At 71.1% G+C, this 17263-nt stretch carries 12 protein-coding genes; 11 read left to right on the top strand and 1 reads right to left on the bottom strand.

Going from position 1 to position 17263, the window contains the following annotated elements:
* Nucleotides 1-117: 117 nt before the first annotated feature.
* The 3 genes from HEB94_RS40945 (at nt 118) to HEB94_RS40935 (ending at nt 6343) form a co-directional block, all read left to right on the top strand.
* Nucleotides 118-957 carry a hypothetical protein gene (locus HEB94_RS40945; RefSeq protein ID WP_192754812.1) on the top strand — a complete coding sequence of 280 codons (840 nt, stop codon included), beginning with the start codon at nt 118-120 and terminating at the stop codon, nt 955-957.
* A 17-nt stretch (nt 958-974) separates the two neighbouring features.
* Nucleotides 975-3197: a hypothetical protein gene (locus HEB94_RS40940; protein WP_192754811.1), complete on the top strand. Its 2223-nt coding sequence runs from the start codon at nt 975-977 to the stop codon at nt 3195-3197.
* A 365-nt stretch (nt 3198-3562) separates the two neighbouring features.
* Nucleotides 3563-6343 carry a winged helix-turn-helix domain-containing protein gene (locus HEB94_RS40935; protein ID WP_192754810.1) on the top strand — a complete coding sequence of 927 codons (2781 nt, stop codon included), beginning with the start codon at nt 3563-3565 and terminating at the stop codon, nt 6341-6343.
* Between the two features lie 159 nt (nt 6344-6502).
* Here HEB94_RS40935 and HEB94_RS40930 read toward each other — a convergent pair whose 3' ends face one another.
* Nucleotides 6503-7093 carry a DUF7144 family membrane protein gene (locus HEB94_RS40930; RefSeq protein ID WP_192754809.1) on the bottom strand — a complete coding sequence of 197 codons (591 nt, stop codon included), beginning with the start codon at nt 7091-7093 and terminating at the stop codon, nt 6503-6505.
* Nucleotides 7094-8071: 978 nt separating this feature from the next.
* Between HEB94_RS40930 and dnaK the strand changes: the two genes are divergently transcribed.
* The 8 genes from dnaK (at nt 8072) to HEB94_RS40890 (ending at nt 17262) form a co-directional block, all read left to right on the top strand.
* Entirely contained in the window at nt 8072-9991 is a 1920-nt protein-coding gene (gene dnaK, locus HEB94_RS40925) for a molecular chaperone DnaK (protein ID WP_192754808.1), read from the top strand.
* A 48-nt stretch (nt 9992-10039) separates the two neighbouring features.
* Nucleotides 10040-10651 (top strand): nucleotide exchange factor GrpE, encoded by a 612-nt coding sequence (locus HEB94_RS40920; RefSeq protein ID WP_238361754.1) that lies wholly within the window; start codon nt 10040-10042, stop codon nt 10649-10651.
* Nucleotides 10651-11649 carry a DnaJ C-terminal domain-containing protein gene (locus HEB94_RS40915; protein WP_192754807.1) on the top strand — a complete coding sequence of 333 codons (999 nt, stop codon included), beginning with the start codon at nt 10651-10653 and terminating at the stop codon, nt 11647-11649. The genes HEB94_RS40920 and HEB94_RS40915 overlap by 1 nt, the downstream gene beginning before the upstream one ends.
* Before the next feature lie 2 nt (nt 11650-11651).
* Nucleotides 11652-12029, top strand: a complete 378-nt coding sequence (locus tag HEB94_RS40910; protein ID WP_192754806.1) for a chaperone modulator CbpM — start codon at nt 11652-11654, stop codon at nt 12027-12029.
* The gene (gene clpB / locus HEB94_RS40905; RefSeq protein WP_192754805.1) at nt 12020-14659 is read left to right on the top strand and encodes an ATP-dependent chaperone ClpB; all 2640 of its coding nucleotides are present in this window, start codon (nt 12020-12022) and stop codon (nt 14657-14659) included. The genes HEB94_RS40910 and clpB overlap by 10 nt, the downstream gene beginning before the upstream one ends.
* 56 nt (nt 14660-14715) lie before the next feature.
* On the top strand, nt 14716-15183 hold the full coding sequence (trxA, locus tag HEB94_RS40900; RefSeq protein ID WP_192754804.1) for a thioredoxin: 468 nt from the start codon (nt 14716-14718) through the stop codon (nt 15181-15183).
* Nucleotides 15184-15248: 65 nt separating this feature from the next.
* Nucleotides 15249-15488: a UBP-type zinc finger domain-containing protein gene (locus tag HEB94_RS40895; RefSeq protein WP_202896816.1), complete on the top strand. Its 240-nt coding sequence runs from the start codon at nt 15249-15251 to the stop codon at nt 15486-15488.
* Nucleotides 15489-15591: 103 nt separating this feature from the next.
* Nucleotides 15592-17262: an FAD-dependent oxidoreductase gene (locus HEB94_RS40890; RefSeq protein ID WP_337918288.1), complete on the top strand. Its 1671-nt coding sequence runs from the start codon at nt 15592-15594 to the stop codon at nt 17260-17262.
* Nucleotide 17263 lies beyond the last annotated feature (1 nt).

The raw sequence follows: 17263 nt of genomic DNA, 5'->3' as shown, positions 1-17263 counted from the left end.
TGGGGCGGCCCTGCGCGACCACCGGCCATGTCATCGACCGCCACTCGACAGTCGCTCGACTCGCCAGAACACTCGACTCGCCAGAACTACAGGCGTCATCGCGGGGGTGAGGATGAGATGAAGACCGTGACCGCGCGCATGCCGGTCCGGGGTGGCCAGCCTCCCCGCCCGATGCCCCTCGCCAACCGTGCCCTCTCGCGCAAGCCCTGGGTGGGGCGCTCCTACGCGCACCTGGTCCTTCCGGTCCCGCATCTGGACGATCGGCTGCGCGACGTGCTCGACGAGGCGGTCGCCGAGGCCGGTGGCTGGCAGGTCCTCGACGAGGAGGGTGACGCCGACGCCGGCCTGCCGGTGCTCCGCCGTCGGTGGCGGCATCCCGCCGGTGACTGCCTCCTGCTGGTGGTGGTCGGGTGGTATCCGCTGGTGGTGACGATCGGACCGGAGGGCTCCCCGGCGCTTCGCAAGCGCCGAGGTCAGCGCCGGCTGGTCGAGGCGGCGCAGGCGGCCGGCGGGCTCACGCTGCCCGACGCGGACCTCGACCGGGTGCTCACGCAGTGCCGGCTGCGCTGGGAGCAGGCGCTCGCCGCCCGCCAGGTGATAGAGGAACAACGCACCTGGCTCGAGTGTCGGTTCTGCGAGGGCTGTGGTGCTTGGTCGGCCTACGGCGTCCTGCACTGCCGGGGCTGTTCGCGCCGGTTCGCCCCCGCCGACGACGCCGACCGCGACGAACGCGGCCGGGTGGCCGCGGAGGAGACGGCACGGGCCGAGGAGCGCCTGGCCGAACTCGGGTCGGGCGAGGGACTGCTCCCCGACTGGCCCGCTCCCTCCGCCCCCGCCGGTCCGCGGGCCGACCGCGCCAACCGGGTCGACCGGCCTGACCGGTCCGATCAGGCTGACCGCCGACCACACCGGGGGCACCCCGAACGCCCGCCGGTTCCGCGGCGTACGAGCCGATGAGCGGCGGTGCGGATCGGATGACGACTCCCGCGGATCCCCCCGTCCCGGAGGGATCCTTTCGCCGCCCACCCGCCGGAGGCGTCCCGTCCGCTGCCACCGGTGAGCGGTGGGGCTGGGAGCTTCGCGCGCCCGAGGTGCCCACCCCGACGCCCTTCACCGACCGGCCGCCGGGCCTGCCTGCGGTCGAGGCGCCCTGGCTGACGAAGCTCGCGGGCAGCCGCGACCGGTCCGCCGGGGGCTGGTGGTCACACGTCCGTCGGGTCTGTGCGCTCGCGGTCCTCGGCATGGCGACCTGGCTGTCGACCGGGTTCTCGAGCGAGTACTCCCGATGGGTGACCGCCGCGCTCGCCGCCGGCACCGCGGTGGTCGCCTACTACACCCTCCGACCGGTGTTGCTGCCCTGGTGGGGGGACCTGCGCTACCGCAGGTGGCAGCGGTCGCTCGTCGCGCGCCAGCAGAGTGTGCTCGAGGAGACCCGCGAGTGGGCCCGGCGACGGGCCGAGCACGAGCAGGACCGCTCCGCCGGCGTGCGACCCCAACACTGGGAGCCACTGCGCCCGGTCACCACCCATCGGGTCGACGTCTACGGAGGTGACCCGTCGGGGGCTGGTTCGCTGCTGCTCAGCGTGGCCGGGTCCCAGCTCGGGTCCGGCACCGAGGTGACCGTCGTCGACCTGTCCCAGGACGGGATCTGCCACGACCTGGTGCGGCAGGCGGGCCAGGAGGGGCGGTCGGTCGACGCGGCGCTGCTGCCCGACGATCTGGCCGCGGTGGATCCGCTGTCCGGCCTGACCGCGGAGGACGTCGGGACGGTCGTGGCCGAGGCGGTCCACGTGGCCGAGCGCGACCGCGGCCCCGGCGGCGACCGCGCCCTTGACGCCACGTTGGTCGAACAGATCTGCGGCTGCCTGCGTGGGCCGGTGACGTTCACCCGGCTGCACGCCTCCGTGCGGGTCGTCGCCCACCAGGAGCCGTGCCCGCCGGCGCTGTCGCGGGAGGAGTACGACGACCTCGTCGACCTGCTCGGTGAGGGGGCCCGGCGCTCGACCGAGGCGCGGTTGTTCCGGTTGGCCGCCGCACTGCAACGCCTCGCCGCGCTGGAGTCCCCCGCTCTGGAGTCGGGCGAACAGCCCGGGGCGCTGGTGCGGCCGACCGACGCCGACCTGCGGGTGTGGGAGCTGTCGGAACGGGTCGGTGACCTCGGCGGCGAGCTCCTCGCGCACGTGCTGTTCCAGGTTCTGCTACACCGGCTGCGGCACGACGAGCGTGGCGGCTCCCGGGTGCTGGTGGTCGTGGGTGCCGACAGGTTCCGGCGTACGCACATCGAGCGCCTCGACCAGCTGGCCCGGCGCCGCGGCGTCCGGCTGGTGCTGTTCTTCCGCCACCTGCGCGAGGACGCGGTCGACCTGCTCGGTGGCGGCGAGGCGGTGATGTTCCTGCGGCTCGGCAACGCCCGGGAGGCCGAGCAGGCGGCATCGTTCATCGGCCGCGACCATCGGCTGGTGTTGAGCCAGTTCACGGTGTCGCGCAGCAGCAGCCTCTCGAGCACGGTCGGTACGTCGCGGACCGACAGCGCGAGCCGCCAGGAGTCGGAGAGCAGCGGCCGGCAGTGGTCGCGCAGCCGCAACTACCACTACGGCGCGCTCATGGACTTCCCTCACGACTCCGGAGCGCGGACCAAGGGTGACCAGCGGACCACCACGCGGGGCACGAGCACCTCGGTCAGTACGGGCGACAGCTGGTCGGAGCAGTCCGGCACCTCCGACAGTCAGTCGATGGGATACCAGCGGGTCTACGAGTTCAGTGTCGAACCGACGTTCCTGCAGGCACTGTCGCCCACGGCCTTCGTGCTCGTCGACCCGAGGGACCCGGGCTCTCCGCGCCTCGGCGACTGCGGCCCGGAGATCGACCGGATGGCGGGCGAGGGGGAGTCCCTGCGCCGACCCGACGTGCCGACCGGGCTCGCCGACCTGCAGCGGCTCACCGGTTCGCAGGGCACGCCCGGGTGGGAGGTGGGTCCGGAGGCGTCCGCGCAGGTGGGTCCGCGAACCCTGCCAGGACTGCCGGGTCACGCCGGTGGCCCCGGACACCCCGGCCGGTGGGGATCCGCGGGCGTCCGCGGGCTGCCCGACGTCCAGCGACTCACGGGCGGTCGACCCGGTCCCGGCCGGCCTGGTCAGGCACGAACAGGCGACACACCCGCCCGCCGCCCTGGCCCGGGCGACCCCGGTGCGCACTGAGCCCCGCGAGCCGAAGGTGACTTCGGTACGGCGTGCCGACGTTCCTTCCCGTATGGGCGTTTCTCCGCGGTGATCCCGGAGAACCCACTTCCGGTGTTTTGTTCCGAGCGCTTTTCGGGCGAAATAACACCGAGCCAATAAAGTGCGAGACAACAACGCCGGACAATGTTGTCCCGCGCAATTCACATGATTGTCTTTCGGGTCGGATCGGTCTGCCTGTCAACAATGTGAAAAAGGTGCGCGACCGTCGAACAGCCGCCATAGTCGAAGCCATAGTCGAGGAAGGCTCGCTCGTGTGGCCGGTAGGGTTCCGATAGGGACACCGCGCGAGCCGGAGGCACCCCAGTGTCGTAGGAGGGAGGGGCATGCCTACGAACTCCGGGGTGGGCAGTGTGAGGCCGTCGCGCCCAGCGCTCGTCCCGCAGGCGCGGCGCCCGGTCGACCCCACTCGGCAAGGCCTCCTTGACGCCAAGGTGTCGATTCCCGAGCCGGCCATGCCCGTCCTGCCACGGCAGCGGCTGTTCGACGTGCTCACCGCGGCCGCGCGGCGCCGCGTCACTCTCCTGAACGCGTCGGCCGGGTCGGGCAAGACCATGTTGCTTTCCTCGTGGCTGAACTGCGCCTTACCGAGCCGTGCCGCCTGGGTTTCGTTCGACCGAAACGACAACGAGCCCAAGGTCTTCTGGTCCTATGTCGTCGAATCTCTTCGGCGCGCGTGTGTCGAGGACGGGGATCCTTTCTCCGGTCTCACCGGTGAGGATCCGGGGAGTGAACGATTTCCGCAGACTCTTCTCGATGCGGTCGCACAGCTGACAGCTCCGGTGACGCTCGTCTTGGACCAGGCACACGAAATCACCAACTGGCGGTTGCTCACCGGTCTCGAGGTACTTATCCACCACGCTCCACCGACGTTCCGCCTGGTCCTGTCCGGTCGCGGGCAGCCCGCCCTGCCGCTGGCCCGGTTGCGGGTGGCTGGCGAGCTCGCCGACGTGGGTTCGGCGGATCTCGCCTGCACACCCGAGGAGACCCGGGATCTCCTCGCGTCGTTCGGCATCGAGTTGGGCGAGCGGGATCTCGCGCGGGTGTGGGAGCGCACGGAGGGTTGGATGACCGGCCTTCGGCTGGCCGCCCTGTGGTGGGGCTCGCAGCCGGCCGGACGACGCGACATGGCGGCCTTCACCGGAGACGAGCCGTTGGTCGCCGACTACCTGGACGACGAGATCCTCGGCGCCCAGTCGGCGCGGACCCGGCGCTTCCTCCTGCTGACGCCGCTGGTCGACCGGCTGAACGGCGACCTCGCCGACGCGTTGACCGGCGAGCACGACGGCGCGCAGACCCTCGACACGCTCGACCGCGACAACGCGCTCGTCACCAGCACCGGCGCCCACCGGTCCTGGTACCGCTACGGCCCGCTGCTGCGGGAGTTCCTCAGCTACCGGCTGCGCCGTGAGATGCCCGAGCAGATCCCCGAACTGCAACGCAAGGCGGCCCGGTGGTTCGCCGAACAGGGGCTGGTCGTGGACGCCGCCCGGAGCGCCGTGGCAGCCCGGGACTGGGGACTCGCCGCCGAGATCCTGGTCCGCGACGGCTACCGCACCTTCGCCAACGGCGAGGGCGCGGACCTCGAGCCGCTGCTGGCCATGGTCCCAGGGGACGAGGTCCGGGGCAGCGCCGAACTCGCCGCGCTGTGCGCCCACGTCCGCCTGGGCGCGGCGGACGCGGACGGCGCGGAGGCGTTCCTTCGACTCGCCGAGGCCGACGCCCCCGGACCAGATCGCGAACACCGGCTGCTGCGTCGGATCCGCTGCGCCGAACTCCGCCTGCGGCAGAGCTGCCTGCGCGGCCAGGTCGGGCCGGAGGAGGTGGCGCTCGGCCACGCGCTCCTCGGCGAGAGCCGTGACGCCGGCCTCGCGGCCGCTTGCCAGGCAGACGTGGGCGCACTGGCGTACTGGCTCGGTGTCGCCGAACTCTGGCGCGGCGCCCTACCCGAGGCGAGGAAGGTGCTCGAGCACGCACTTCCGCGGCTCGCGGAGGGCGGCCTCGCGCTGTGGGAGGGGCGTACGCAGGCCTGGCTCACCCTCGTGAACGCGTTGGAAGGTCGGTTGGACGCGGCCGAGCGTGCCCTCGGGTCGCGGCCGGACGGTCCGCCTCGAGACCCTGAGGCCAACGGGTCACCGCGGGCCGCCACCGAAGGCTCGTCCGGGTCGGGGTCACTGGTTCTCGACCTCGCCCGCGCGCAGGTCGAGCTCGAGCGGGATCGACTGGACCAGGCGTGGACCCTGCTCGAACGTCACCGGCAACCCGGTCACGTCGGTGATTCGGCCGACCGCGCCGATCCACCCGTTGCCGAGATGCTCGGCGTGTTCCGGGCGAGGGTCCTGCTCTACCAGGGTGACGTGTCGGCCGCCCGGGCCGAGCTCGCGGCGGCGAAGGACGCCGCCGTCCGGCTGCGTTCCCAGGTGGAACACGCTGCGGCGCTGCTCGAGATCGAGGTTCTTCTCCAGGAGGGCGCGACGGCTCGGGCCGAGGAGGTGCTGACGGCCGCCCGGTCGTCGGAGCGGTGCGAGTCCGTCGCCTCCCACGCGGTGGCGCTCGGCCGGGTACACCTGGCCGCCGCCGACCCGAACGCCGCGCTGGCAGCGGTCACTCCCTGCCTGTCCGGACAGACCGTGCGCACCCGGGTCGTCGACACGGTGGGCGCATTGCTCGTCGCGGCCACCGCGCATCGGCGACTCGGCGCCCAGGCGCCCGCGGCGGAGTTTCTCGAACGCGCGCTCGCCCTCGCCGAACGTGACGGCCTCGTCCGGGTGTTCCTCGACGCCGGGCGAGGGGTTCGCGCCCTGCTCACCGTGCTGATCGCCCCCGAAGGGCCGCACGCGGGATTCCGGACCGCGCTGCTCCACCGCTTCGACGTCGCACCGGCGGCGAGCTGGAAGCCGCCCGAGCAGTCGGTGCGGCTCACCGCGAGCGAGCGCGCTGTCCTGCGTTATCTCCCCTCCCACCTCACCAACGAGGAGATCGCCCAGGACCTGTGCCTGTCGGTCAACACGGTGAAGTCCCACCTACGAACGCTCTACCGCAAGCTCGGCGTGACCTCGCGGCGAGAGGCGATCGCCCGGGCGTTGCAGCTGGACCTCCTGCGCTGACCTGCCGGCCTGCGCTGACGGCCTGCCAGGCGGGCACTGACAACGGCAGACGGTGGGCAGGGTCGTCGGGACGGCCCACCTTTCCTACGGGTGACCGTCCCGACGGGTATGTCAGCTCGGAGTGACGGTGCTGGTCGCTGGTCCCCCGTCGTCATCTCATCAGGCGCCGGCGCGCCGGCCCGCAGGCCCGAAGTCCCTGCCGTGCACGGCCAGTGCGTAGATGGCGAGGATGTCGAATCCGATGAGGATGAGTGACCAGAGCGGGAACGCGCCCAGCGTGAGGAAGTTCGCGATCGCCCCGATCGCACACAAGGCGATACCGACATGCCGTGCCCAGGTCTGCCGGGCGATGATCGCGAGCCCGGTGACGATGAGGAGGATGGCCACAGCGATGTGGACCCAACCCCAGGCGTTGTAGTTGGCCGGGAGGATCAACTGTTGCGCCCCGACCAGGAAGACGGCCGTCTTCACGACGCCGGTGACACCCCAGATCGCTTGGAAGCCACCGAGGACGATCAGGAGAGTACCGGCGAACAGGTTCCAGTTCATCCGGGCCATCATGTCCGCCATCTCACCGGCCCCGGACGGCCGTCCTTCGGCGTACTCCGCCTCCCCGGACCGGCGAGCCTGCGGCACGGTGGGCTCGGCCTGAGCCCGTTCGCCCGGCATCTGCTGGGTCTGTCCCTTTGCTGCTTCCTCTTCCCGCCGACGCGCTTCCTGGGAGGCGCCCGTGTCGCGGTGTTCTGTCATGGTCCAAACCCCCTGATGGTTCGCGCCCTCCGTATCGAGCGGAGGGGTCCACACACCACGGTCCGCCTCAGCACGCATGGCCGGCCTCACCCACCCGGGGTGAAGTCGGCGACAGGCAGAACAGGTCCGGAAGGTCGCGGACCGGGCGAGAACGAAGCAACCGGGCGGAGCGAAGGCGGGGCGAAAGTGGTGGAGGGGACTTGGCGGACCGAGGCGGCTCCCGAACGAGAATGACCGAGACAGGTCCAGCGTGCCGGGGTACGCGTGGCCTCACGCCACCCCGGAGGGATGAAGGCGAAGGGACGAGTGAGACGGAGCCTTTGGGGGAGGCCGGCGGCAGCAGAGGCCGGCGGGATCAGGGAGTCCGGCGGAATAAGGGGGTATCGACGACCTAGCGAAGCGAGGCGGTCAGCGCCCGCGCGCCATGCGGCCGGAACGCCTGCCGGGCAACAGGTCCCGGTCACCGTCAACCGGAACTGACGCCCGCCCGGTCCTCGCCGGATTCGGCTACTGGGCCTGCCGTAGCGGTCTAGCAACCCGAGGTTGACGCGTCAGCGGTACGGCCTCGTCGGGCCGCGCTCCTCGCCATTCCCGCGTCCCACCACCAAAGGTCATGACGGGTTGTTCTCGCGCGTGCGGAGGAAGACACTGGTGTGCGAGGGGGCTTCCGAGCGCGCGGGGGCGCGCGCTCTGGGTCGGTGCGCTGCCGAGGCGGCGCCAGCGAGTCAGCGCTTCGCACCTTCCGTCGCCCGGGCGCTCTCCACATCGCGCGGACACCGGCGCATCGGTCCAGTGCCCGAGGGCACGGATCACCTGGTGACGTGGCGATCCGGCCGTGTTCGCACACCGCGGCGCGCGGGCGCCGGCGGACAAGGACATCCCAGCCGAAGGACATCCCAGCCGAAGGACAACTCGACAAAGGGACCTCCCGACAGGGCATCGCCGCAAAGGGACATCTCAGCAAAGGGACATGGAGCCATGGCGAGAGCAGCCGGTATTGACCTTGGTACGACGAACTCCGTGATCGCTGCCGTGGAGGGTGGCGCGTCGACTGTGATCCCGAATGCCGAGGGGCAGCGGACGACGCCTTCGGTGGTGGCGTTCACCGAGCAGGGGGAGCGGCTGGTGGGCCAGTTGGCGCGTCGGCAGGCGATCCTCAACCCGAAGGGCACGGTCTACTCGGCGAAACGCTTCGTTGGCCGGCGGTATGAAGAGGTGGCGTCTGAGCAGCATGCGGTGTCCTTCGACGTGGTGCCCGGTCCCGATGACGCGGTGCGGTTCCAGGTGCACGGCAAGCTGTACTCGCCGGAGGAGATTTCCGCGCTCATCCTTCGCAAGCTCGCCGAGGACGCCTCGAAGTTCCTGGGCGAGAAGGTCACCGAGGCGGTCGTCACGGTTCCGGCGTACTTCAACGACGCCCAGCGGCAGGCGACCAAGGACGCGGGCCGGATCGCCGGGCTGGAGGTCCTGCGCATCATCAACGAGCCGACGGCGGCGGCTTTGGCGTACGGGCTGGAGAAGAAGGGCCACGAGACCGTGCTCGTGTTCGATCTCGGAGGTGGCACCTTCGACGTGAGCCTGCTCGATGTGGGCGACGGTGTGGTCGAGGTCCGCGCGACGGCCGGGGACACCCACCTCGGCGGCGACGACTTCGACCGCCGGGTCGTCGACTACCTGGCCGATGACTTCCAGCGGTTGGAGGGCATCGACCTGCGGCGTGATCCACAGGCACTGCAGCGGCTGTTCGAGGCCGCGGAGAAGGCCAAGGTCGAGTTGTCCTCGGTGACGCAGACCACGGTGAACCTGCCGTTCATCACCGCCGACGCGAACGGACCCAAGCACCTGAACACGACGTTGATGCGCTCGACGTTTGAGGAGATCACCCACGACCTCATCGAACGCCTCCGTGGCCCGGTCGAACAGGCGATGTCGGACGCGAAGGTCACCGCCGACGACATCGACGAGGTGATCCTGGTCGGTGGGGCGACCCGGATGCCGGCGGTGGCGAACCTCGTCCGCCGCATGACCGGCGGCAAGGACCCGAACATGACGGTCAACCCGGACGAGGTGGTCGCGATCGGAGCGGCCATCCAGGCCGCCGTGCTCAAGGGCGAGATGAAGGACGTCGTGCTCCTCGACGTCACCCCGCTGTCGTTGGGCATCGAGACCCTCGGTGGCGTGATGACGAAGGTGATGGACCGCAACACCACGATCCCGGCCCGGCGTACCGAGACGTTCAGCACCGCCGAGGACAACCAGAGCGCGGTCGACGTGGTGGTGCTGCAGGGTGAGCGCGAACGCGCCGCGGACAACCGGGTGCTCGGCAGGTTCCGGTTGGAGAACATCCGGCCCGCGCCACGCGGCGAGCCGCAGGTCGAGGTCACCTACGACGTCGACGCCAACGGCATCCTGAACGTCTCCGCCCGTGACAAGGACACCGGAGCCGAGCAGAAGATCACCATCAGCGAGAGCTCCAACCTCGACCAGTCCGAGGTGGACCGCATGGTCACCGACGCCGAGCGCTACCGCGCCGACGACGCCCGCATCCGCGAGGTGGTCGATGCGCGCAACGCGCTCGACACGGCCGCCTACCAGGTCGAACGGCGTCTGGGCGAGCTGGGGGAGGCCACGCCCGAACACGAACGTGCCCGCGCCCAACTGCTCGTCACCGACGCCAGACAGGCCGTCAAGGACGACACCGCCCCCCTGGACCGGCTGCGCTCACTGACCGGCGAACTGCAGCAGATCTACCACAGCCTGGGCTCCGCACCCAGCGGAGGAACGGCGGGCGGACCAGGCGGCCCGGGCGGACCGGGCGGCGCCGAGCAGGGCGTCCCCGGGCAGCGCGGCCCCACCGAGGACGAGGACGTGATCGACGCCGAGTTCACCACCGAATGACCCGAGTTCTCAACGGACCGACCCGAGTTCACGACGGAGTGGCACTGGATGAGCGAGCAGCAACCATCGCCGCGTGACGCGGCCGCCGCCACGCCGGAGCGGTCGGGGGTGGAACCGAGCACCCCCTCCCAGCGCTCCGCGCCGGATGTCGAGAGGGACGTCTCGGCCACCGCGGGCATGCCGGACGACGAGCGCGCCGAGGCCGACGCGCTCATCGACGAGCTGGAGACCAGGGCGGCCGAGTACGAGGACCTGTGGCGTCGCGCCGTCGCCGACCTCGACAACCAGCGCAAGCGTCACGCGCGCGATCTGGAAGGCCAACGGGCCGACGTACGCACCCAGTTGGCCAACCAGTGGCTACCGGTCCTGGACAATCTGGACCGGGCGCTCGCCCACGGCCAGGCCGAGTCCTCCGCGATCGTCGAGGGCATCCAGGCCGTCCTCGCACAGGCGGTCGCCATGCTCGCCGGACTCGGGTTCCCGCGCCAGGACGACGAGGTGGGGGCGACGTTCGACCCGAGCCGGCACGAGGCGATCGCCACGATGCCGAGCGCGGACGTACCGGCCGGGACCGTCCTCGACGTCGTACGACCCGGGTACGGCGAGGGCGGCAGCCAACTGCGGCCCACCGGCGTGGTGGTGGCCACGAAGGCGGAGTGATGGCCGGCCGCGACTTCTACGAGATGCTCGGCGTACCGAGGACGGCGACGCGGGAGGAGATCCAGCGCGCCTACCGGACGCTGGCCCGGGAGAACCACCCCGACGTCAACAAGGATCCGGGCGCGGAGGAGCGGTTCAAGGACGTCTCGGAGGCCTACGACGTCCTGTCCAACCCGGACCTGCGCAAGCGCTACGACGCGTTCGGGCCCGACTTCCGCCGCGTACCGGAGGATGTCGACCCGGAGACCTGGGCGCGGGCGCAGGCCCGTGCCGGTGCCGGCCGGGCCGGTGCGGGCGCCGGTGCCGGTGCCGGGGGCCCGGGCTGGGGCGGTGCCGACAGGGGTGGGTTCGGCGGTTTTGCTGGCGCGGAGGGCATCGACATCGAGGACCTCTTCGGTGGCATGTTCACCGGTCGCGGCGGGCGGGGCTGGGGCCCCATCCCGGGCGCGGACCAGGAGGCCGAGCTGGTCCTGAGCGTGGAGGACGCCTACCGCGGTGGCCGGCACTCGATCACGCTGGCGGGACCGGAGGGGCAGCGCCAGTACGACGTGAACATCCCGCCCGGCGTGACCGACGGCCAGCGGATCCGGCTGGCCGGGCAGGGCGGCCGGGGCAGCGACGGGGCCGAACCCGGCGACCTCTACCTGGTCGTACGACTGGCCCGGCATCCGCGGTACCGCGTCCATGGCCGCGACATCGACGTCGACATGCGGCTGGCCCCCTGGGAGGCGGCGCTCGGCGCCTCGGTCCAGGTGGAGACACCGGGCGGCGAGGCGAAGGTCAAGGTCCCTCCTGGTACGTCGAGCGGCCGTCGCCTGCGGCTGCGTGGACGCGGCATGCCCAACCCGCGCGGCGAGCCCGGTGACCTCTACGCCGAGGCTCGGATCATGGTGCCGAGGCACCTCTCCGACGAGGAGCGGCGGCTGTACTCCGAGCTGGCCAGGGTCTCGACCCGGGCGCACGCCGACTCCGGATACGCCGACTCGAGGGGGAGGTGACCATGGGCTTCGCGCTCGTCCAGGTACGCGTCCGCCGGGCCGACGACCGGCTCGACCTCGACGCCTTCGCCCGCCAGGCGGGCCTGCACCCGGACCTCGTACGCCGGCTGGTGGCCCTCGGGCTGCTGGACGCCGACGCCGATCCCTCCGGCGCCCTGCACTTCGGTCCGGGCGAACTGACCCGCGTCGCGCGGATCGAACGGCTCCGGGCCGGGTTCGGCCTCAACTACGCCGGCATCGGCGTCGTGATCGACCTGCTCGACCGCATCGCCGAACTCGAGGCGGCCGACCAGCACGCTGGCCTGCGTCCACCCCCGCGCCAGACATCCGCACCCCGCGCCTACACAGTCCGACGGATCGGAGGGCGATCGTGGACGTGAACCGGCTGACCCAGAAGTCCCAGGAGGCCCTGCAGGACGCACAGGGGAAGGCGTCGCGCTTCGGCCACACTGAGGTGGACGGTGAGCACCTGCTGCTCGCCCTGCTCGACCAGCCGGAGGGACTGGTGCCGCGGCTCCTCGGGCAGGCCGGCGCGGATCCGGACCTGCTCCGCAAGGAGGTCGAGGCGGAGGTCGAACGCCGCCCGCGGGTGACCGGGCCGGGTGCCCAGCCGGGCCAGGTCTTCCTCACCCAACGGCTCGCCCACCTGCTCGACACCGCCGACCGCGAGGCGCGACGGCTCAAGGACGAGTACGTCTCCGTCGAGCACCTGGTCATGGCGCTCCTGGAGGAGGGCCCGACCAGTGCGTCCGGTCGGCTCCTGCGCGAACAGGGGCTGACCCGGGACCGGTTTCTTCAGGCGCTCACGGCGGTCCGGGGCAACCAGCGGGTCACCTCCGCCATGCCGGAGGTGGCGTACGAAGCGCTGGAGAAGTACGGCCGGGACCTTGTCGCCGACGCGGTGTCGGGCCGGCTCGACCCTGTGATCGGGCGCGACGGCGAGATCCGGCGGGTGATCCAGATCCTGTCGAGGAAGACGAAGAACAACCCGGTGCTGCTCGGTGATCCCGGGGTCGGCAAGACGGCGATCGTGGAGGGCCTCGCGCAACGGATCGCCAACGGCGACGTGCCCGAAGGCCTGCGGGACAAGGTGATCTTCGCGCTCGACATGGGCTCGCTGGTGGCCGGCGCGAAGTACCGCGGGGAGTTCGAGGAACGTCTGAAGGCGGTGTTGAGTGAAGTACGCGCCGCGCAGGGGCGGATCCTGCTGTTCGTCGACGAGCTGCACACGGTGGTCGGGGCCGGCGCGGCCGAGGGCGCCATGGACGCCGGCAACATGCTCAAGCCGATGCTCGCCCGCGGTGAGCTGCACATGATCGGCGCGACGACCGTCGACGAGTACCGCAAGCAGGTCGAGAAGGACGCCGCGCTCGAACGTCGCTTCCAGCCGGTCCACGTGGACGAGCCGTCGGAGGAGGACGCGATCTCCATCCTGCGTGGCCTGCGGGAGCGACTGGAGGTCTTCCACGGCGTGAAGATCCAGGACAGCGCACTCGTCGCGGCGGTCGTCCTGAGTCACCGCTACATCTCCGACCGGTTCCTGCCCGACAAGGCCATCGACCTGGTGGACGAGGCCTGCGCGATGCTTCGCACCGAGATCGACTCGATGCCCGCGGAGCTGGACGAGGCGACCCGTCGGGTGATGCGGCTGGAGATCGAGGAGGCCGCGCTCGCGAAGGAGCCCGACCCGGCGAGCCAGCAGCGGCTAGAGGAGCTGCGCAGGGAGCTCGCCGACCTGCGGGCCGAGGCCGACGCGACCAGGGCGCAGTGGGAGGCCGAACGCCAGGCGTTGCGGCGCGTGCAGGAGTTGCGGCAGGAGATCGAGCACGTCCACCGGGAGGCTGAGGGGGCCGAGCGTGCCTACGACCTGAACCGCGCCGCCGAGCTGATGCACGGGAAGCTGCCCGAGCTGGAACGCCGGCTGCGCGCGGAGGAGGAGAAGCTCACCGCCCGGCTCGGCGACCGGCGGCTGCTGCGCGAGGTCGTCACGGAGGAGGAGATCGCGAGCATCGTGGCCCGCTGGACCGGCATCCCGGTCAGCCGGCTGCAGGAGGGCGAGCGGGAGAAGCTGCTGCGCCTTGACCAGATCCTGCACCAGCGGGTGGTCGGTCAGGACGAGGCGGTCCAACTGGTCGCGGACGCGGTGATCCGGGCCCGGTCCGGCATCAAGGACCCGCGCCGGCCGATCGGGTCGTTCATCTTCCTCGGCCCTACGGGGGTTGGGAAGACCGAGCTGGCGAAGGCGCTCGCGGAGGCCCTCTTCGACACCGAGGAGAACATGGTCCGGGTCGACATGAGCGAGTACCAGGAGCGCCACACGGTGAGCCGGCTGGTCGGAGCGCCACCCGGCTACGTGGGGTACGAGGAGGGCGGCCAGCTCACCGAGGCCGTTCGCCGCAAGCCGTACTCCGTCGTCCTCTTCGACGAGATCGAGAAGGCGCACTCCGACGTCTTCAACGCGTTGCTACAGGTGCTCGACGACGGGCGGCTCACCGACGGCCAGGGCCACACGATCGACTTCCGCAACACGGTGATCATCATGACCTCCAACGTGGGGTCGGAGTACCTCCTGGAGGGCGTCACCGCGCAGGGTGAGATCCAGCCGGACGCGCGCGCCCGGGTGATGGCCGACCTGCGCGGGCGCTTCCGGCCGGAGTTCCTCAACCGGGTCGACGAGATCGTGTTGTTCAAGCCGCTCACGCTGGCCGAGATCGAGCAGATCGTCGACCTGATGTTCGACGAGCTGCGGCTGCGCCTGTCCGAACGGCGGATGACGCTCGAGGTCACCGAGCCGGCCCGCAGGTTGATCGCCTCCGAGGGGTTCGACCCGGTCTACGGCGCGCGGCCACTGCGGCGCTTCATCGCCCGCGAGGTGGAGACCTGGATCGGTCGCACGCTGATCGGTGGCGACATCCACGACGGCGCGACGCTTCGCGTGGAGGCGAAGGACGGCGAGATCGTCGTGGCGTACGAGAACCCGACGCCGACCGACCAGGCGAAGGCGGCCTGATCCGCGACGGCCGGGCAACGCGTCGCGAGCAACGAGAGAGAGGGGGGGCGAGGTCGATGGCAAGCACCGACGTCGAGACCAATGTCGTGGAGTGCCCGAACTGTGGCCGCCGTAACCGCGTACCGACGATCGCGGACGGAGTGCCGCAGTGCGGTGACTGCGGCGCGGCGCTGCCGTGGATCGGTGTCGCGGGGGACGACAACTTCGCCGAGGTGGTGGACCGCTCCAGCATCCCGGTCGTGGTCGACCTGTGGGCGACGTGGTGCGGTCCGTGCCGGATGGTCAGCCCGGCGCTGGAGCAGGTCGCGCGCGACCTCGCCGGCCGGATCAAGCTGGTCAAGGTCGACGTCGACAAGGCGCCGGCCATCGCCGAGCGGTTCGACGTCCAGGCCGTCCCGACCCTGTTGGTCATGAAGAACGGCCAGGTCGTCGCGACCCAACTGGGTGCGGTGCCGGCCCACATGCTGCGGGCCTGGGTGGAGGGAGCCCTCGCCGAGGTCGCGCGGAGCTCGAGCGGGACGTGAGCGCCCGAGCGAGAAGTGAGTTCAGGAACGAGGAGATCGACATGCCAGTGGCGGTGGATCCACACATGAGCGCTGTTCGTCCCGTGGAGGCGCGTACCCCCGCGGGTTGTGAGGAGTGCCTGCGCCTCGGCTCGCCGTGGGTGCACCTGCGGCTCTGCCTCACCTGCGGCCACGTCGGCTGCTGCGACTCGTCGCCGCTGCGCCACGCACGCGCGCACGCGCACGGCGTCGGTCACCCGATCGTGCGGTCGTTCGAGCCGGGGGAGGACTGGCGCTGGTGCTACTTCGACGAACAGTACGTCTGACCCGGTTGACGAGCAGAACGGTTGACGAGCAGAACGGTTGACGACGAGCCGGACCAGGCCGACGACGACCTGCCGGACGGGGCGCGAGGAACTGGGGGCCGCGGTGCGCGAGTGGCTGAGGACACTCGAGGAGACGCCGGATCTGCAGGGCGCCTTCCCGCGACTGCGCGAGTCGCAGGTCGACGCGCTCAGCACGCATGGAGAACATCGGCACACCAGGATCGGTGAGGTGCTCTACGGCGAGGCCGTGGAGGGTTACGACTTCTTCGTGGTCCTGTCCGGAAAGGTCGCCGTCGTCGCGGGCTACGAATCACAGGAGCAACAGCTCATCACCGTGCACGGGCCGGGCCGCTTCGTCGGTGAGCTCGGCCTGCTGACCGGTCAGGCGTCCCTCGCCACCGCGGTGGTGGCGGAGGACGGCGAGGTCCTCGAACTGTCACCGGCGGACCTGCGCGGTGTGGTCGAGCGCGATCCGATGCTCGGCGACCTGGTCCTGCGTGCCTACCTGCTTCGGCGTTCGTTGCTGATCGGGATCGGCGTCGGCTTCCGGATCATCGGTTCCAGCTACTCCGCTGGTACCCACCGGCTGCGGGAGTTCGCCGCCCGCAACCGGCAGCCACACCGCTTCGTCGACCTGGACAAGGACCCGGCGGCGGAGCGGTTGTTGAGCGGCCTTGGTGTGCGGCCGGAGGAGACCCCGATCGTGATCCTGGGCGGGCAGGAGTTGCTGCGCGACCCGAGCAACGTCGAACTCGCGCGGCGGCTCGGCGTTCCTGTCGCCAGCGCACCTCCGGGTCTGCTCGACCTCGTGGTCGTCGGCGCCGGTCCCACCGGCCTCGCGGCAGCGGTGTACGCCGCGTCGGAGGGCATGTCGGTCGTCGCGCTCGAAGCCGTGGCGACCGGTGGCCAGGCCGGTACGTCGTCCCGGATCGAGAACTACCTCGGCTTCCCGTCCGGGATCTCCGGCGCCGAACTCGCCACGCGGGCCGCCATCCAGGCGCAGAAGTTCGGTGCCAGGTTGAGCGTTCCGGCGACCGCGACCGGGCTCGAGGAGGAGGACGGTCACTACGCCGTGCGGGTCGAGGACGGATGTTCGGTCTGTGGACGTACGGTCCTGATCGCCTCCGGCGCCCAGTACCGCAGGTTGCCGGTGCCCCGGCTCGCCGACTTCGAGGCGACGAGCATCTACTACGCCGCGACCCAGCAGGAGGCGCAGTGGTGCGGCGACGCGCCTGTCGCCGTGGTGGGCGGCGGCAACTCCGCCGGTCAGGCGGCACTCTTCCTGTCCCACACCGCGAGCAGGGTCAGCCTCGTCGTCCGCGAGCGGGACCTCGCCGAGAACATGTCGCGCTATCTCGTCACCGAGATCGAGCGCACCGCGAACATCGAGGTGTCACGGCACAGCGAGATCCGTGAGCTGCGCGGAGACCGGGTGCTACGGGCCCTGCTGGTCGAGGACTCCGAGACGGGGACCTGTCGTGAGGTGGAGGCCCGCGGGCTGTTCGTGTTCATCGGTGTCACGCCGTGCACGCGGTGGCTGGGGGAGAAGGTGGCCTGTGACGCGGACGGGTTCGTGCTCACCGGGCCCGACGTCGTGGACCCGATCCCGTCGAGCCTTCTCGAGACCAGCCTGCCCGGGGTGTTCGCCGCGGGCGACGTGCGGAGCGGCTCGACCAAGCGGGTCGCCTCGGGTGTGGGAGAGGGCGCGATGGCGGTACGGCTGGTCTATGAGCACCTGGCCCAGGGGGAGGGCTTTGCCTACGGGCGTCGCTGAG

Source organism: Actinopolymorpha pittospori (genome assembly GCF_014873875.1).
In the GTDB taxonomy this organism is placed as follows: domain Bacteria; phylum Actinomycetota; class Actinomycetes; order Propionibacteriales; family Actinopolymorphaceae; genus Actinopolymorpha; species Actinopolymorpha pittospori.
This window is presented reverse-complemented; position numbering and strand designations above follow the sequence as displayed.